General features: G+C 57.4%; 14 protein-coding genes. 7 read left to right on the top strand and 7 right to left on the bottom strand.

The annotated features are described in order from the left end of the window. Positions 1 to 5 precede the first annotated feature (5 nt). From CKW17_RS01345 to CKW17_RS01335, 3 genes are all read right to left on the bottom strand, one after another. Positions 6 to 1,025, bottom strand: coding sequence for an AbrB family transcriptional regulator (locus CKW17_RS01345; protein WP_095118364.1), 1,020 nt, complete (start codon positions 1,023 to 1,025; stop codon positions 6 to 8). A gap of 129 nt (positions 1,026 to 1,154) precedes the next feature. After that, positions 1,155 to 1,577 (bottom strand): HD domain-containing protein, encoded by a 423-nt coding sequence (locus CKW17_RS01340; protein WP_095118363.1) that lies wholly within the window; start codon positions 1,575 to 1,577, stop codon positions 1,155 to 1,157. Positions 1,578 to 1,592: 15 nt separating this feature from the next. Further along, positions 1,593 to 1,982 carry a hypothetical protein gene (locus CKW17_RS01335; protein ID WP_095118362.1) on the bottom strand — a complete coding sequence of 130 codons (390 nt, stop codon included), beginning with the start codon at positions 1,980 to 1,982 and terminating at the stop codon, positions 1,593 to 1,595. 166 nt (positions 1,983 to 2,148) lie between these two features. Here CKW17_RS01335 and CKW17_RS01330 point away from each other — a divergent pair, with 166 nt between their 5' ends. The 3 genes from CKW17_RS01330 to CKW17_RS01320 all read left to right on the top strand — a co-directional run bounded on the left by CKW17_RS01330 (position 2,149) and on the right by CKW17_RS01320 (position 4,123). After that, positions 2,149 to 2,580: a hypothetical protein gene (locus CKW17_RS01330; protein ID WP_095118361.1), complete on the top strand. Its 432-nt coding sequence runs from the start codon at positions 2,149 to 2,151 to the stop codon at positions 2,578 to 2,580. A gap of 261 nt (positions 2,581 to 2,841) precedes the next feature. Then, the gene (locus CKW17_RS01325; RefSeq protein ID WP_095118360.1) at positions 2,842 to 3,342 is read left to right on the top strand and encodes an Hcp family type VI secretion system effector; all 501 of its coding nucleotides are present in this window, start codon (positions 2,842 to 2,844) and stop codon (positions 3,340 to 3,342) included. Next, positions 3,335 to 4,123: a DUF4225 domain-containing protein gene (locus CKW17_RS01320; protein ID WP_095118359.1), complete on the top strand. Its 789-nt coding sequence runs from the start codon at positions 3,335 to 3,337 to the stop codon at positions 4,121 to 4,123. Before CKW17_RS01325 ends, CKW17_RS01320 begins: the two co-directional genes overlap by 8 nt. 584 nt (positions 4,124 to 4,707) lie before the next feature. Here the strand turns inward: CKW17_RS01320 and CKW17_RS01315 are convergent. From CKW17_RS01315 to CKW17_RS01300, 4 genes are all read right to left on the bottom strand, one after another. Then, a complete protein-coding gene (locus tag CKW17_RS01315) occupies positions 4,708 to 5,256 on the bottom strand; it encodes a cupin domain-containing protein (RefSeq protein ID WP_007950154.1) in 549 nt (182 codons plus the stop codon). Positions 5,257 to 5,757: 501 nt separating this feature from the next. Further along, positions 5,758 to 7,041 (bottom strand): FAD-binding oxidoreductase, encoded by a 1,284-nt coding sequence (locus CKW17_RS01310; protein ID WP_095118358.1) that lies wholly within the window; start codon positions 7,039 to 7,041, stop codon positions 5,758 to 5,760. A 49-nt stretch (positions 7,042 to 7,090) separates the two neighbouring features. Next, a complete protein-coding gene (locus CKW17_RS01305; RefSeq protein ID WP_095118357.1) occupies positions 7,091 to 8,581 on the bottom strand; it encodes an aldehyde dehydrogenase in 1,491 nt (496 codons plus the stop codon). Between the two features lie 259 nt (positions 8,582 to 8,840). Further along, a complete protein-coding gene (locus CKW17_RS01300; protein ID WP_007918694.1) occupies positions 8,841 to 10,217 on the bottom strand; it encodes a glutamine synthetase family protein in 1,377 nt (458 codons plus the stop codon). Positions 10,218 to 10,499: 282 nt separating this feature from the next. Between CKW17_RS01300 and CKW17_RS01295 the strand changes: the two genes are divergently transcribed. From CKW17_RS01295 to CKW17_RS01280, 4 genes are all read left to right on the top strand, one after another. After that, entirely contained in the window at positions 10,500 to 11,261 is a 762-nt protein-coding gene (locus CKW17_RS01295; RefSeq protein WP_095118356.1) for a gamma-glutamyl-gamma-aminobutyrate hydrolase family protein, read from the top strand. A gap of 365 nt (positions 11,262 to 11,626) precedes the next feature. Next, positions 11,627 to 12,769, top strand: coding sequence for an ABC transporter ATP-binding protein (locus tag CKW17_RS01290; RefSeq protein ID WP_007919249.1), 1,143 nt, complete (start codon positions 11,627 to 11,629; stop codon positions 12,767 to 12,769). Continuing rightward, positions 12,766 to 13,680, top strand: coding sequence for an ABC transporter permease subunit (locus tag CKW17_RS01285; RefSeq protein ID WP_095118355.1), 915 nt, complete (start codon positions 12,766 to 12,768; stop codon positions 13,678 to 13,680). Before CKW17_RS01290 ends, CKW17_RS01285 begins: the two co-directional genes overlap by 4 nt. Continuing rightward, on the top strand, positions 13,677 to 14,552 hold the full coding sequence (locus CKW17_RS01280; RefSeq protein WP_095113595.1) for an ABC transporter permease subunit: 876 nt from the start codon (positions 13,677 to 13,679) through the stop codon (positions 14,550 to 14,552). Before CKW17_RS01285 ends, CKW17_RS01280 begins: the two co-directional genes overlap by 4 nt. Positions 14,553 to 14,590: the final 38 nt, after the last annotated feature.

Genomic DNA, 14,590 nt, shown 5'->3' with positions numbered 1-14,590 from the left:
CCAAATCAGGAAGTTTCCCGCACCCGCCGCACCTGCACCAACAACGCCGGAGCAAAATGCAGCAGCACCATCCGCGCCAAATGATGGGTCAGAATAAACACCACATTCAGCCCTCCCGCGAACGCGACGATTGCAATCGTTTCGATCGCCCCCGGCATATACGCCAGCCACAGCGACAGCGGATCACTGTCCAACAACCGCGCCGCCACTTCGGCAAACGCCGCCGCGACCACGATCATCAACCCGACCGAAACCAGCGCCGTGCGACCATGCCGGCCCAACTCCTTGACGCCCAATCCCTGAAATCGCGAGCCGATTCGTACACCCAGAATCAGTGAAGCCAGATTCAAACTCCAATCCGGCATGTGGAAGCTGTGCAGCCATCCTGCTTTGACAAAAACCGCCGTGATGATGATCGCCGTGAGCATAAACGGCGCCGGTACGCCGATCACCAGCAGCAAGCGTCCAAGCACCACACTCAAGCCGATCACCGCAAACACGGTCAGTGCCATCCCGGTCGTCAACGGAGCGCTTTCAATCACCGCCACCGATGCCTGTCCCGGAATCAAAAAGCTCACCAACACGGTGATCAGCAACAGCCGCATCAAGTGCACGATGATGACTTTGCTCGATGCCTTTTCTGACTCCAGCAGATCGAAAACCGCTGCCAATGCGCCCGGGTATACCGCCAACAATGCATCAGTGCGATTCCACCCTGCCCCGCGCGTCAGCCACAGCGCGGCCAACGTAATCTGCACGATCAAACACAGCAGCAATACGCCAAGGCTGGGCAACATGGCCGATGCCGTCGCGCTGTCCCACGCTTCGAACATCAGCCCCGTGGCGATGCCCAGCGCCACCTGTATGTAGCCCAGGCCATAAGGCGTCACGGGGGCGAAACCTGATTTAGTGGCGACCAATGCAGTGACAAGAATCGAGCCCAACAGCAAACCGTGAGGCACGCCGAGGGACTGCAACACCGCGCCAAACCCGGCGGCGATCAACAAACAGAGAATGGGTTTCATAGATGCCTTCCTGGCAATTAAGCTCGATCCCCTGTAGGAGCTGCCGAAGGCTGCGATCTTTTGATCTTGCTCTTAAAAAGATCAAAAGATCGCAGCCTTCGGCAGCTCCTACATGGGGATTGCGCAGTTTTATGAGCGCAACCGTCCAATCGCGCGCCGATACTTCTCGATCCGCTCAAGATCCTCCCAACTCGGCGAGGCAATCCGCGACAGGTCGCTGTTCTCTTCCAGATCCGCCAACTTGACCACCCGACCGATCGGGTTCTGTGCGGCGCGATCGACGAAGTCTTCATAGGATTCGCCGGGCACTTTGGTCACCGACTCAATCGCCGTCAGCACGTCTTCGCTGAAACCTTCTTTGCGCAAATCATCGAGGCTGATCCCACAATCCTCGACCACATCGTGCAGCACGGCGACGATGCGTTCTTCCAGCGTGTTCATGCGCAGCATGACTTTCAGCGGATGCAGAATGTACGGCGCACCACCCTTGTCGAGCTGCCCGGCGTGGGCGGTTGCGGCGATGGCGATAGCGCGTTCCAATGTTTGAGTCATAGAAGTTTCCTCGGGTTAAACGCCATACCGGCCGCCGACGTGGATATTGCGTTTGAGCCAAGCGGCAATGGACTTCAAGCGACCGACTGGCTTCGCGGGCGCGGAGTGACGCTGGAGAATCATCGACACCAATGTCACTTGATCCGCACCAGGATGTGCATCGATCAACTCAGCGACCCAGGCACAGTCAGACTTCTTCAAATGCTCACGCCAGTCACCGGGCCAGGCCTCCAGCTCATCCAGCGCCAACCAGCGCGCACCGCCCTGCTCGGCGTGCCCGCCACCAATCGATTGCTCGAAACAAAAAGGCGTCGCCGCTCGGGTCAAGTCGATGCTGAAGAAGTAGACGTCGTGGGTGTTGTGCTGTGGCGTGGGGGCGTTGTTGCGACCGCCGATCTCGATCATGGGCAATATTCCAATCCTTGGGGGCGCTAGATGTATCCGATTGTTTCGCAGTCTACGCGAACAGCGCAAATCAAAAACCTGATGGAACCTCCTTCCCCTGCGCAATCTCGAAACCATAAGCGCCCCATCATTGATCAGAACCGGCGCCATCGAAGAGGAAAGCCCGATGAACATTCGATTCCTGCTTCTGCTCGCCACCTTCTGCGTCATCCCCACCTGCGTCATGGCCGAAGGCTGCGACGTCGAGACCCGCTCCTCCAGCGCCTCCGTGCCCACCGTGTCCGGCCATAGCTGTTACGAATACGAGGGCATGCCCGTCAACTCCATCGACTGGTCGTGCAGCAATGAAAGCAAAGACATGGTCAACGCCGTCAAGAAAAAGGTCCAGCAGTGCGACGACCACTATCAAGCCACCTGCATCGCCACCCTCACTCAGGAGTCCCTGGCCAACCCGCACTCCACCAGCAAGGACAAAAACGCCAAGGCGTTGAATGTTCAGGATGGCGCGCAGGTCACCACGTATTACTACGGTGCGGAAAATCTGGGGCAGGCGAAGATTGATTGTGAAAGTGGCGGTGGGCATTGGACGACCAAGTAAACGTTTGATATCCGCGTTGGCAATATGCAAAGGAAAGCCCGGGGCAAAAGACCGGGCTTTTTAGTGCGCGCTATCCATTAACCACCACTGCTACCTTCGGTCGTAACTTTGTTGGCACTTCAGAACATTCACTTCCTGACTTCCGCTGCTCCTGTAAGACGTGTCTGAGTTTCAAGAACTCTGAAATGCTGCCTCTCGGCCGTGGCTTAGTTGGCGGTTACTCTGCAGACAAAACCAATTTTCTAATAAAGCAGAGCATCCATGGCCAATCACAGTTACATGAGCATTACCGGAAACCGACAAGGGCTGATCTCCGCCGGATGTTCCGACACTAGCTCAATCGGCAATAAATGCCAGTTGGGCCATCAGGATGAAATCATGGTGCTGGCCTACTCACACAACATGACCACCGGCAATGACGGTGGCGTTGGCGCCGACCGAGGCCAACACCTGCCCATCATGATCACCAAGAACATAGACAAGTCTTCCCCGCTCCTGTCCGCCGCACTTCACGAACGCGAAGTGCTGGAATGCACAATATTTTTCTACCGAACCTCGCCCGCCGGCACCCAAGACAAATATTTCAAAATCCATATAACCGGCGCCAAAGTCGCCCACATCAATCTTCAAGTTCCCCACGCCATTCACCTCAATGACGCACAACCACAGGAACTGGTGTCGTTCACTTATCGCGAGATCAGCTGGACGCATATTCAAGCGGGAACGTGCGGCCACAGCACGTGGGGAAATAACGGTGAATGAGGACTCATGCGACATTAACGACGTTACCCGCGCCGCATCGGACCTGGTCGCTTTCGGCTGCCAGATTGGCGCCACGCAGTTGTACGACAGTTTCAGCCAGCTCAAGTTTGGCGAGATCGTGTCGGCTTATGCGAATGAGATTATTCGGGCGGTGGATGAAGGTGTTATTAGTGCGAAGCAAGGGTTGCAGGAACTGAGGGAGGAGTATTCAGAGCTTTCTGCCAAGTCCATGTTTTATTTTCAGAATGGGGTGACTATCGCTGCGGGAAGCATGCAACTTCAGGCTGGCGCTTTAGTAATTTCAGCTAGCCGAGGTAGGGACGGCGTCAAGGGCGCTGCCCTAGTGGCTCATGGCATCAACAACATTTACGAGGGGGTGGGAAACATCTACGTCGGCCCTGAAAAGCCAAGTATTTTGGGGCCTATAAGGATGGCTTATCAGAAAACTTTCGGCCTTGAAAATGGTAACTTGGCCTATTACACCTTCGATTTCTACCTATCTATTAACGGAATGATGAGATTTGTTCGAAAGCCTGACTCGGTACAGCTTTTCAATAGAGACCCGATAAACCACGAGCGCGGATACAAACAAATGGGAGCGCTCGCACTAGCCCTCGAAGCACTTGCAGACAGCATCACACTGAGTACGATTATAAAGGAATCACTTCCTGAAAAATTATCAAGTGACGGCTTTATCAACGACGAGAACGAAATCAACGCCGAAAGAAACTCAAATAACAAAACAACCCAAGAAACAAAAAAAACAGTCCTCCAGCCATAACCCAACAAGAGACATCAACAAAAAAATCAAACTCCATTAAAAAAGGAGTAAAAATAAAGGTCGCAGCTATAGATACAATAACTATCTGAACCCATGCGACTCGTAGACTATAATATTTTTCCTCAATCATCTCGCCACGGAGCACATTACGAAGTCGCGGTAAATTATAAATACAATCAAACACCATAAGAAACACATAAACACCCCAGAATACCCCCCAAAGCAACCCTCCCTCTAGATCGATGAACTGACGAATACCACTCACAATCATTACCGCCCAGAAACCAGCGGAACCGGCAACAAGACAGAAGACACTAAAATAATACCGAAGATCAAACAACTTCATTAACTCACCCAAAAACCTCAAGACCAGTTTTCAGCCTCGAAAAATTGAACCGCCACGCAATGTAAACATGCCAATAAAGCCACAACACCATTGACCCTGCATCTTCACGCAACCATTCAGAACCTTCCTACAAATCAAAACCCTACCCCCTACAAACATTTCATCCACGCACAAAAAATCCGACACCCAATAAAAGGTGTCGGATTTATTTACAACGTGCGCCTAATCTAAACAGTGATCAGAAGTTAGCCGGCGTATTCGCACTAATTATCTCAGCCTCATCCGCCCCGATATTCCGGAACTTATGCGGCAGCGTCGTCGGGAAGTAATACCCATCCCCCGCATTCAACACACTCACCGACCCATCCACGGTCAACTCAACCGTGCCCCGCGTCACCAACCCACACTCCTCGCCTTCCGCATGCACAATCGGCTCTTCCCCGGAGCTCGCGCCCGGTGCGTATTGCTCGCGCAGCAAGCGCATCTGGCGGCTTGGTACCGAGGCGCCGATCAGCAGCAGGCGCAAACCATGGCGGCCCAGATCAGGCTGTTCATTGGCACGGAACACGTATTGGTGTTCGCGTGGGGGCTGGTCGAAGGTGAAGAAGTCGGCCAGGGACATCGGTATGCCTTCGAGCAGCTTTTTCAGGGAGCTGACGGAGGGGCTGACGCGATTCTGTTCGATCAGGGAGATGGTGGCATTGGTCACGCCGCTACGCCGGGCCAGCTCGCGCTGGGAGAGTTTGTAGCTTTCGCGTACTAGTTTGAGTCGAGAACCCGTATCCATGACAGCCTTATGTGAGGAGTACTTAAGGGTAATGGGGGTGGGTGGCGGGTGACGCGCCGGGGCGCGGATCACGTTGCTCCCGTGTCCCGGAACCGTGAAAGGCGGCTATTAAATCACGTTTGGTGGTGTTGCTCAGCAGGTTCGATGGACGGTGGGTGAAATGAACCCGCCGGTGGTAATTCTGGGCTGAATACAAAACCTGTGGGAGCTGGCTTGCCAGCGATTGGGTGGCACATTCAACATCCCTTTTGCTGAAAGACCGCCATCGCTGGCAAGCCAGCTCCCACAGGTTTTGTGGTGTGTCAGCGGGAGTGATGGTGTCTTTTCTAACCTCATCGCGAGCAGGCTCACTCCTACAATTTGATCTTTAGTGTTTCAGTCGGATTGATGTTGTGTTTGCTGGCCTCATCGCTGGCAAGCCAGCTCCCACATTTGGATATCAGGGAGTGTTGCGATAAGAAAAACCGGCGGGGTCTTGGAGACCGCCGCCGGGGAGGTAACTTAAATGCCGAAGCGGTCGCGCAGCGAATAGTAGACGGCGCCGAGGGCGGTGAGCGGCGCGGAGAAGGTGCGGCCGCCGAGCATTGGCATGTGCGGCAGCGATGCGAAAGCATCGAAACGTTCGGCGTCGCCGCGGATCATTTCCGAGATCAGTTTGCCGGCGAGGTGCGAGCAAGTGACGCCGTGGCCGCTGTAGCCTTGCATGTAGTAGGCGTTTTTTTCGATGCGGCCGAATTGCGGCATGCGTGACATGGTCAGCAGGAAGTTGCCGGTCCAGCGGTAGTCAATCTTGACGTCTTTGAGCTGCGGGAAGGTCTTGAGGATCTTCGGGCGGATCAGTTGTTCGATGTCGTCCGGTTCGCGTGCGCCGTAGACCACGCCGCCGCCGTATAGCAAACGGTTGTCAGCGGTGAGGCGGTAGTAATCCAGCAAATAGTTGCAGTCTTCAACGCAGTAGTTGTTGGTGATCAGGCTGCGCGCCTGTTTCTCGGTCAAGGGTTCGGTGACGACGATCTGCGAACCGCACGGCATGCTTTTCGCGGTCACGCGGTTGTCGAGACCTTGCGGCAGATAAGCGTTGCCGGCGATCAGCAAGTACTTGGCGCGGACCTGACCTTTGGCGGTGCGCACGACGTTGGGCTCGCCATATTTGATTTCCACGGCCGCCGATTGCTCGTAGATTTTGCCGCCCAGACGCACGATGGCTGCCGCCTCACCCAGTGCCAGGTTCAACGGATGAACGTGGCCGCCCTGCATGTCGAGCAAGCCGCCAACGTAAGCATCAGAGCCAACTTCACGACGAATCTCAGCCGCGTCGAGCATCTTCAGATTGTTGTTGCCGTAACGTTCCCAGCCACGCTTCTGCTCAGCCAGACCGTTGAGTTGTTTCTTGTTCATCGCTGCGAAGATGCCGCCTGGGCGATAGTCGCATTTGATGTCGTACTCCTTGATGCGCGAACGGATGATGTCGGCGCCTTCGAAGATCATGCTGCCGAGGATTTCCGCAGTCTTGTCGCCATAGCGCGCTTCGATCACGTCGACGTCGCGGCTGTACGAGTTGACCAGTTGACCGCCATTGCGACCGCTGGCGCCGTAGCCGACTTTTGCCGCTTCCAGCACCGTCACTTTGTAGCCGGCTTCGGTGAGGAACAGCGCCGAGGACAGGCCGGTGTAACCGGCGCCGATGATGCAGACATCGCACTCGACCGACTCTTCCAGAACCGGAAAGTCGATGACTTCATTGCGGGTGGCGGCGTAGTAGCTGTTTACGTGTTGCTGTTTCATACGTTTCTCCGAGGGCCGCCAATAAACGGCGACCACCGCTGTAATAGAGTCAGAGCTTGATCCAGGTCGCTTTCAGCTCGGTGTACTTGTCGAACGCGTGCAGCGATTTGTCGCGACCGTTGCCCGACTGTTTGAAGCCACCGAACGGTGCGGTCATGTCGCCGCCGTCGTACTGGTTGACCCAGACGCTGCCGGCACGCAGGCCACGGGCGAAGGTGTGCGCCTTGCTGAGGTTGCTGGTCCATACACCGGCGGCGAGGCCGAAGATGCTGTCGTTGGCGATCTGCAGCGCTTCTTCAGCGGTGTCGAAGGTGATCAGCGACAGCACCGGGCCGAAGATTTCTTCCTGGGCGATGGTCATCGCGTTGGTCACGCCGTCGAACAGCGCCGGCTGCACATAGAGGCCGCCGGTTTCTTCGAGGGTGCGTTGGCCGCCGGCGATCAGCTCGGCGCCCTGCCCGCGACCGATGCTGATGTAGCGCAGCACGTTGTCGAGTTGACGCTGATCGACCACGGCACCGACGGTGGTCGCCGGGTCGAGTGCATGACCCGGTTGCCACGCTTGCAGCGCTTCCACCAACAGCGGAATGAATTGCTCGCGGATCGAGCGCTCGACCAGCAAGCGCGAACCGGCAGTGCAGACTTCGCCCTGGTTGAAGGCAATGGCGCCGGCCGCCGCTTGTGCTGCCGCACGCAAGTCCGGTGCGTCGGCAAACACCACGTTCGGGCTCTTGCCCCCTGCTTCGAGCCAGACGCGTTTCATGTTGCTTTGGCCGGCATAAATCATCAGTTGCTTGGCAATCGCCGTGGAGCCAGTGAAGGCCAGCACGTCGACGTCCATGTGCAACGCCAGCGCCTTGCCGACGGTGTGGCCAAAGCCTGGCAGGACGTTGAACACGCCTTTTGGAATGCCGGCATCCAGCGCAAGTTGAGCGATGCGGATTGCGGTCAGCGGCGATTTTTCCGAAGGTTTGAGAATGAACGAGTTGCCCGCCGCCAATGCTGGAGCGAATTTCCAGCTGGCCATGATCAGCGGGAAGTTCCACGGCACGATGGCCGCGACCACACCGGATGGCTCGCGAATGATGAGGCCGAGTTGATCGTGCGGTGTGGCGGCGACTTCGTCGTAGATCTTGTCGATGGCTTCGGCGCTCCAGCGGATCGCGTTGGCGGTCGCCGGGATGTCGATGCTCATCGAATCGCTGATCGGTTTACCCATATCGAGGGTTTCCAGCAGCGCCAGTTCTTCCTGGTTCTGCAGGATCAGATCGGCGAAGCGAATCAGAATGCGCTTGCGCTCGGCCGGGGCTTTTTTCGCCCAGATGCCGGATTCAAAAGACTGGCGCGCAACTTCAACGGCGAGGTTGGCGTCGGCTTCATCGGTGCTGGCCACGGAGGCGAGGAAACGGCCGTCGACGGGGCTCAGGCATTCGAAGGTGTCGCCACTGATGGCCGGGCGGTATTCACCGTTGATGAACGCGCGGGCTTCGATGGTCAGGGACTGGAAGCGTTGTTCCCAGTCGTTGCGGGTCGTTGTCATTGTTGTGGCTCGACAAGGGGGGATTGGGGGTGTCGGGGTGTTGGGTCTGGCTTGAGATGGCTGCCCTCACCCTAGCCCTCTCCCAGGGGTAGAGGGGACCGACCGAAGTGTCTCGGGATCTGCACCGACCTGAACGACCGAGTCGAATATGGATTCGGCAAAAATCGTTCAGGTCGGCGGATTCCCCGAGCATCCCCGAATCAGTCCCCTCTCCCTTTGGGAGAGGGTTAGGGTGAGGGGCTTTGGGGCCCTCAAACACTCAGACCGTATGCAGATACCAGTTGTACTCAAGGTCAGAAATCGAGTTTTCGAACTCGGCCAGCTCGCTTTCCTTGCACGCGACAAACACGTCGATGTACATCGGGTCGATGTAGCGGGCCATGACCTCGCTGTCGTCCAGCTCACGCAGTGCGTCGCGCAGGTTGTTCGGCAGGCTCTGTTCGTTCTGCTCGTAGCTGTTGCCTTCCACCGGCGCGCCCGGTTCGATCTGATTTGTCAGACCGTGGTGAATACCGGCCAGTACCGAAGCCATCAGCAGGTACGGGTTGGCGTCAGCGCCAGCAACACGGTGCTCGATACGCACAGCATCGGCCGAACCGGTTGGCACGCGGACCGCAACGGTGCGGTTGTCGATGCCCCAGCTTGGCGAGTTCGGTACGTAGAACTGTGCGCCGAAGCGGCGGTAGGAGTTGACGTTCGGGCAGAGGAAGGCCATTTGCGCAGGCAGGGTCTCGAGCACACCGCCGATCGCGTGACGCAGTGCGGCGTTCTGCTCGGGATCCTCGCTGGCGAAGATGTTGTTGCCTTCTTTGTCCAGGATCGAAATGTGCACGTGCAGACCGTTGCCCGCCTGACCCGGATACGGCTTGGCCATGAAAGTGGTGTCCATCTCGTGGTCGTAGGCGATGTTCTTCACCAGACGCTTGAGCAGGACGGCGTAGTCGCACGCCTTGATCGGGTCGGAGACGTGATGCAGGTTGACTTCGAACTGCGCCGGGGCGCTTTCCTTGACGATCGCGTCAGCCGGGATGCCCTGCTCTTTCGCGCCTTCGAGGATGTCTTGCAGGCAATCGACGTATTCGTCGAGATCGTCGATCAGGTACACCTGAGTCGACACCGGACGCTTGCCGGACACCGGCGAACGTGGCGATTGCGGACGACCGTTCACGTTGTCCTGGTCGATCAGATAGAACTCGAGTTCGAATGCCGCGCAGATAGTCAGACCGAGGTCATCGAATTTGCGCACGACGTTGGCCAGCACTTCACGCGGGTCAGCGAAGAACGGCTGGCCTTCGATTTCGTGCATGGTCATTAGAAGTTGTGCGGTTGGGCGCTTCTGCCACGGCTCGATGCTCAGGGTGCCGGGGATCGGGTAACAGATGCGGTCAGCGTCGCCGATGTCCAGACCCAGGCCGGTGCTTTCCACCGTGGAGCCGTTGATGTCGAGGGCGAAAAGCGAGGCCGGCAAGTTGATGCCTTTCTCGTAAACCTTATGAAGACTGGTGCGTTCGATGCGCTTGCCGCGCACCACACCGTTCATATCCGCAATCAGAAGGTCGACGTACAAAACCTCAGGATATTTCTTAAGGAATGCGTTTGCTTCGTTGAGTTGAACGGTACGCAGAGGGACCGACATGATGCACCTATTTAGCTGTTAATTATTATGTTCACTGCTGTTTCGCCGAGCCAGTCAACCCGAACGGCAAAGTGAAGTCAATAGCGAACAGATGACCGCTCAGGGTTTATTTTTCGGGCTTTTTTTAACACTTGCGTGCCAACACAGACGCCACAGCCCCGGAAATCATGAAGATTTGATGAACGGCGTTTAGAATTTTTTACATGGCAGTTGTTAATTAAAATCAACGAGGCTAAGCTCCGGAAAAGCTCGTTCAAGTGTCAAACTTCGAGGTGAATAAAAATGGCATTCAAGCCATTGATCGGCGTTACTGCGTGCGTCAAACAGATTGGCCTGCACCCCTATCACATCAGCGGCGACAAGTACGTACGTGCTGTCAGCGTTGGCGCTAACGGGTTGCCAGTGGTCATTCCTTCCCTTGGCAACCTGACTGAAATCGAAGACCTGCTCGGTCAACTCGACGGTCTGCTGCTGACCGGCTCGCCCTCGAATGTGGAACCTTTCCACTATCAAGGCCCGGCCAGCGCCCCCGGCACGGATCACGATCCGGCGCGGGATGCCACTACCCTTCCTTTATTGCGTGCAGCCATCGCGGCGGGCGTTCCGGTGCTCGGCATTTGCCGGGGATTCCAGGAAATGAACGTGGCATTCGGCGGCAGCCTGCATCAGAAGGTGCATGAGCTGCCGGGCATGCTCGATCACCGCGAAGCCGATAGCCCGGATGTGGCCGTGCAGTACGCACCGGCGCATGCGGTGACCGTGCTCGCCGGCGGCGTGTTCGAGGCGCTGGAACTGCCGAGCGAGTTTCAGGTGAACTCGATTCACAGCCAGGGCATCGATCGCCTCGCCCCCGGCCTGCGTGCCGAAGCGGTGGCGCCGGACGGCTTGATCGAAGCGGTCTCGGTCGAGCACAGCCCGGCCTTCGCCCTCGGCGTGCAATGGCACCCGGAATGGCAAGTGCTCGACAACCCGAACTACCTGAAGATTTTCCAGGCATTCGGCGCGGCTTGCCGGCAACGGGCGGCGCAGCGCAACAAACGCTGACTCACCCCAAGAATCCATAACGATTTACTGCCCCCACGGACGTCGGGTGTGCCTGCGCACATCCGTCATTCGTGAACAGCAACACCCGTAATAACAACAAGTACGACCCAGGCAGCCAGGACGGCGGCGCCGACCAAGCCCTCGGCAGTGCAAGGTCAGTCAGGCATGCGCAATTCCCCTGTAGGAGTGAGCCTGCTCGCGATAGCAATAGACCAGTCAACAGAGATGTCGACTGACATGGCCTCATCGCGAGCAGGCTCACTCCTACAGGGGATGTGTAATGACTGAGATTGCGCTTGCAGGCTTGCAATCCACTTAAGCCCGGCCACATTGGCCAGGCGAACGAAACCTGTTGGGAGTTTCACATGGCAAACGCCTCCAGCACTTACAGGAAGGCACTTGAAGGTCATCAGCAACCGAAAAAGGTGCTGGTGAAAGTCGATCGTGTCACCAAGAAGTTCGACGAAACCGTGGCCGTGGACGATGTGTCCCTGGAGATCCATCAGGGCGAAATCTTCGCCCTGCTCGGTGGCTCCGGTTCGGGCAAATCGACCCTGCTGCGCATGCTCGCCGGTTTCGAGCGCCCGACCGAAGGGCGGATTCTGCTCGACGGCGTGGACATCACCGACATGCCGCCGTACGAGCGGCCGATCAACATGATGTTCCAGTCCTACGCGCTGTTCCCACACATGACCGTCGCGCAGAACATCGCCTTCGGTCTGAAGCAGGACCGTTTGCCTGCCAGTGAAATCGATGCCCGCGTCGATGAAATGCTGCGCCTTGTCCACATGACTCAATACGCCAAACGCCGCCCGCACCAGTTGTCCGGCGGTCAGCGTCAGCGCGTCGCCCTCGCCCGCTCGCTGGCCAAGCGTCCGAAGCTGTTGCTGCTCGACGAACCGATGGGCGCGCTGGATAAAAAGCTGCGTTCGCAGATGCAACTGGAACTCGTGCAGATCATCGAACGCGTCGGCGTGACCTGCGTGATGGTGACCCACGACCAGGAAGAGGCCATGACCATGGCCGAGCGCATCGCGATCATGCACCTCGGTTGGATCGCGCAGATCGGCAGCCCGGTCGACATTTATGAAGCGCCGGTCAGCCGCATGGTCTGCGAATTCATCGGTAACGTGAACGCCTTCGATGGCACTGTGGTGGAAGACCTTGAAGGTCACGCGATCATTCACAGCCCGGACTTGCAGCAAAAGATTTACGTCGGCCACGGCGTCAGCACCTCGGTGCAGGACAAGTCGGTCACCTACGCGATCCGTCCGGAAAAAATGCTCGTCAGCACCACCCAACCCGAGTTCCGCTACAACTGGTCCGAAGGCAAGGTGCATGACATCGCCTACCTCGGCGGCCACTCAGTGTTCTACGTCGAATTGCCCGGCGGCAAAATCGTCCAGTCGTTCATGGCCAACGCCGAACGCCGTGGCGCGCGGCCGACCTGGGACGACAAAGTCTACGTCTGGTGGGAAGACGACAGCGGCGTGGTACTGCGCTCATGAAAACCTTCAATCAGCAATTCCTGCGCTTGGTGCCCAGCGGGCGAAAACTGGTGATCGGCATCCCGTTCATCTGGCTGTTCCTGTTCTTCATGCTGCCGTTCTTTCTGGTGATGAAGATCAGCTTCTCGGAAGCCGCGCTGTCGATCCCGCCGTACTCGGAGATCTACACCTACGCCGAACAGAAATTCCAGCTGCTGCTGAACATCGGCAACTACACCCTGCTCGGCGAAGACGAGCTGTACTTGTCGGCGTATCTCGGTTCGCTGAAGGTCGCGGCGCTGAGCACGATGATGTGTCTGCTGATCGGTTTCCCGATGGCCTACGCGATCACCAAGACCGGCAAGGAAACGCAAAACGTCCTGCTGCTTTTGATCATGATGCCGACCTGGACCGCGATCCTGATCCGCGTTTACGCATGGATGGGCATCCTCAGCAACAACGGTTTGCTCAACGGGTTTCTGATGTGGACGGGGCTGACCGATCACCCGATCGAGATCCTCAACACCAACACGGCCGTGTATATCGGCGTGGTCTACGCCTACCTGCCGTTCATGGTGTTGCCGCTGTACGCCAACCTCGTCAAGCACGACGGCAGCTTGCTGGAAGCCGCGCAGGACCTGGGTTCGAGCAACTTCAACAACTTCTGGAAAATCACCGTGCCGCTGGCCAAGAACGGGATTATTGCCGGCTGCATGCTGGTGTTCATTCCGGTGGTCGGTGAGTTCGTGATTCCCGAACTGTTGGGTGGCCCGGAGACGCTGATGATCGGTCGCGTGCTGTGGCAAGAGTTCTTCAATAACCGCGACTGGCCGGTGGCGTCTGCGCTGGCGGTGGTGATGCTGTTGATCCTGATTGTGCCGATTCTGCTGTTCAACCGCAGCCAGGCCAAAGAGATGGAGGCACGGGGATGAAACGCTTCGGTTTTTCCAAGTTCATGCTGATCTTCGGCCTGATGTTCATCTATCTGCCGATGCTGATTCTGGTGATCTACTCGTTCAACGCCTCGAAACTGGTGACGGTGTGGGGCGGCTGGTCGGTGAAGTGGTACGTCGGCCTGCTCGACAACACGCAACTGATGGGCTCGGTAGTGCGCTCGCTGGAGATCGCCTGCTACACCGCGATCGCCGCTGTAGCGTTGGGCACCCTCGCCGCTTTCGTGTTGACTCGAGTGACGCGCTTCAAGGGGCGCACGCTGTTTGGAGGTCTGGTCACCGCGCCGTTGGTGATGCCTGAGGTGATTACCGGTCTGTCGCTGTTGCTGCTGTTCGTGGCGATGGCGCAGTTGATCGGCTGGCCGCAAGAGCGTGGCATCGTCACCATCTGGATCGCCCACACCACGTTTTGTGCCGCTTATGTGGCGGTGGTAGTCTCCGCCCGCCTCCGCGAGCTGGATCTGTCGATCGAAGAAGCGGCGATGGATCTCGGTGCGAAGCCGTTCAAGGTGTTTTTCCTGATTACCATTCCAATGATCGCGCCGTCGCTGGCGGCGGGCGGGATGATGTCGTTTGCCTTGTCGCTGGATGACCTGGTGTTGGCCAGCTTCGTTTCCGGACCAGGTTCGACCACGTTGCCGATGGAAGTGTTCTCGGCGGTGCGTCTGGGTGTGAAGCCTGAGATCAACGCCGTGGCCAGCCTGATTCTGCTGGCGGTGTCGCTGGTGACCTTCCTGGTCTGGTACTTCGGCCGCAAGGCAGAAGCCAACCGCAAACGAGCGATTCAGGAAGCGATGGATCAGACGGCGAACGAGTCGTGGCAACCACAGCAACAAGCCGCCACCGCTTGACCGGTAGGAGCTGCGGCACGCTGCGATCTTTTGATCTT

The sequence above is a fragment of the Pseudomonas sp. Irchel s3f10 genome, from assembly GCF_900187515.1.
Taxonomy (GTDB): domain Bacteria; phylum Pseudomonadota; class Gammaproteobacteria; order Pseudomonadales; family Pseudomonadaceae; genus Aquipseudomonas; species Aquipseudomonas tensinigenes.
The sequence above is the reverse complement of the archived record's forward strand: the minus strand, read 5'-3'. Positions and strand labels throughout refer to the sequence as shown.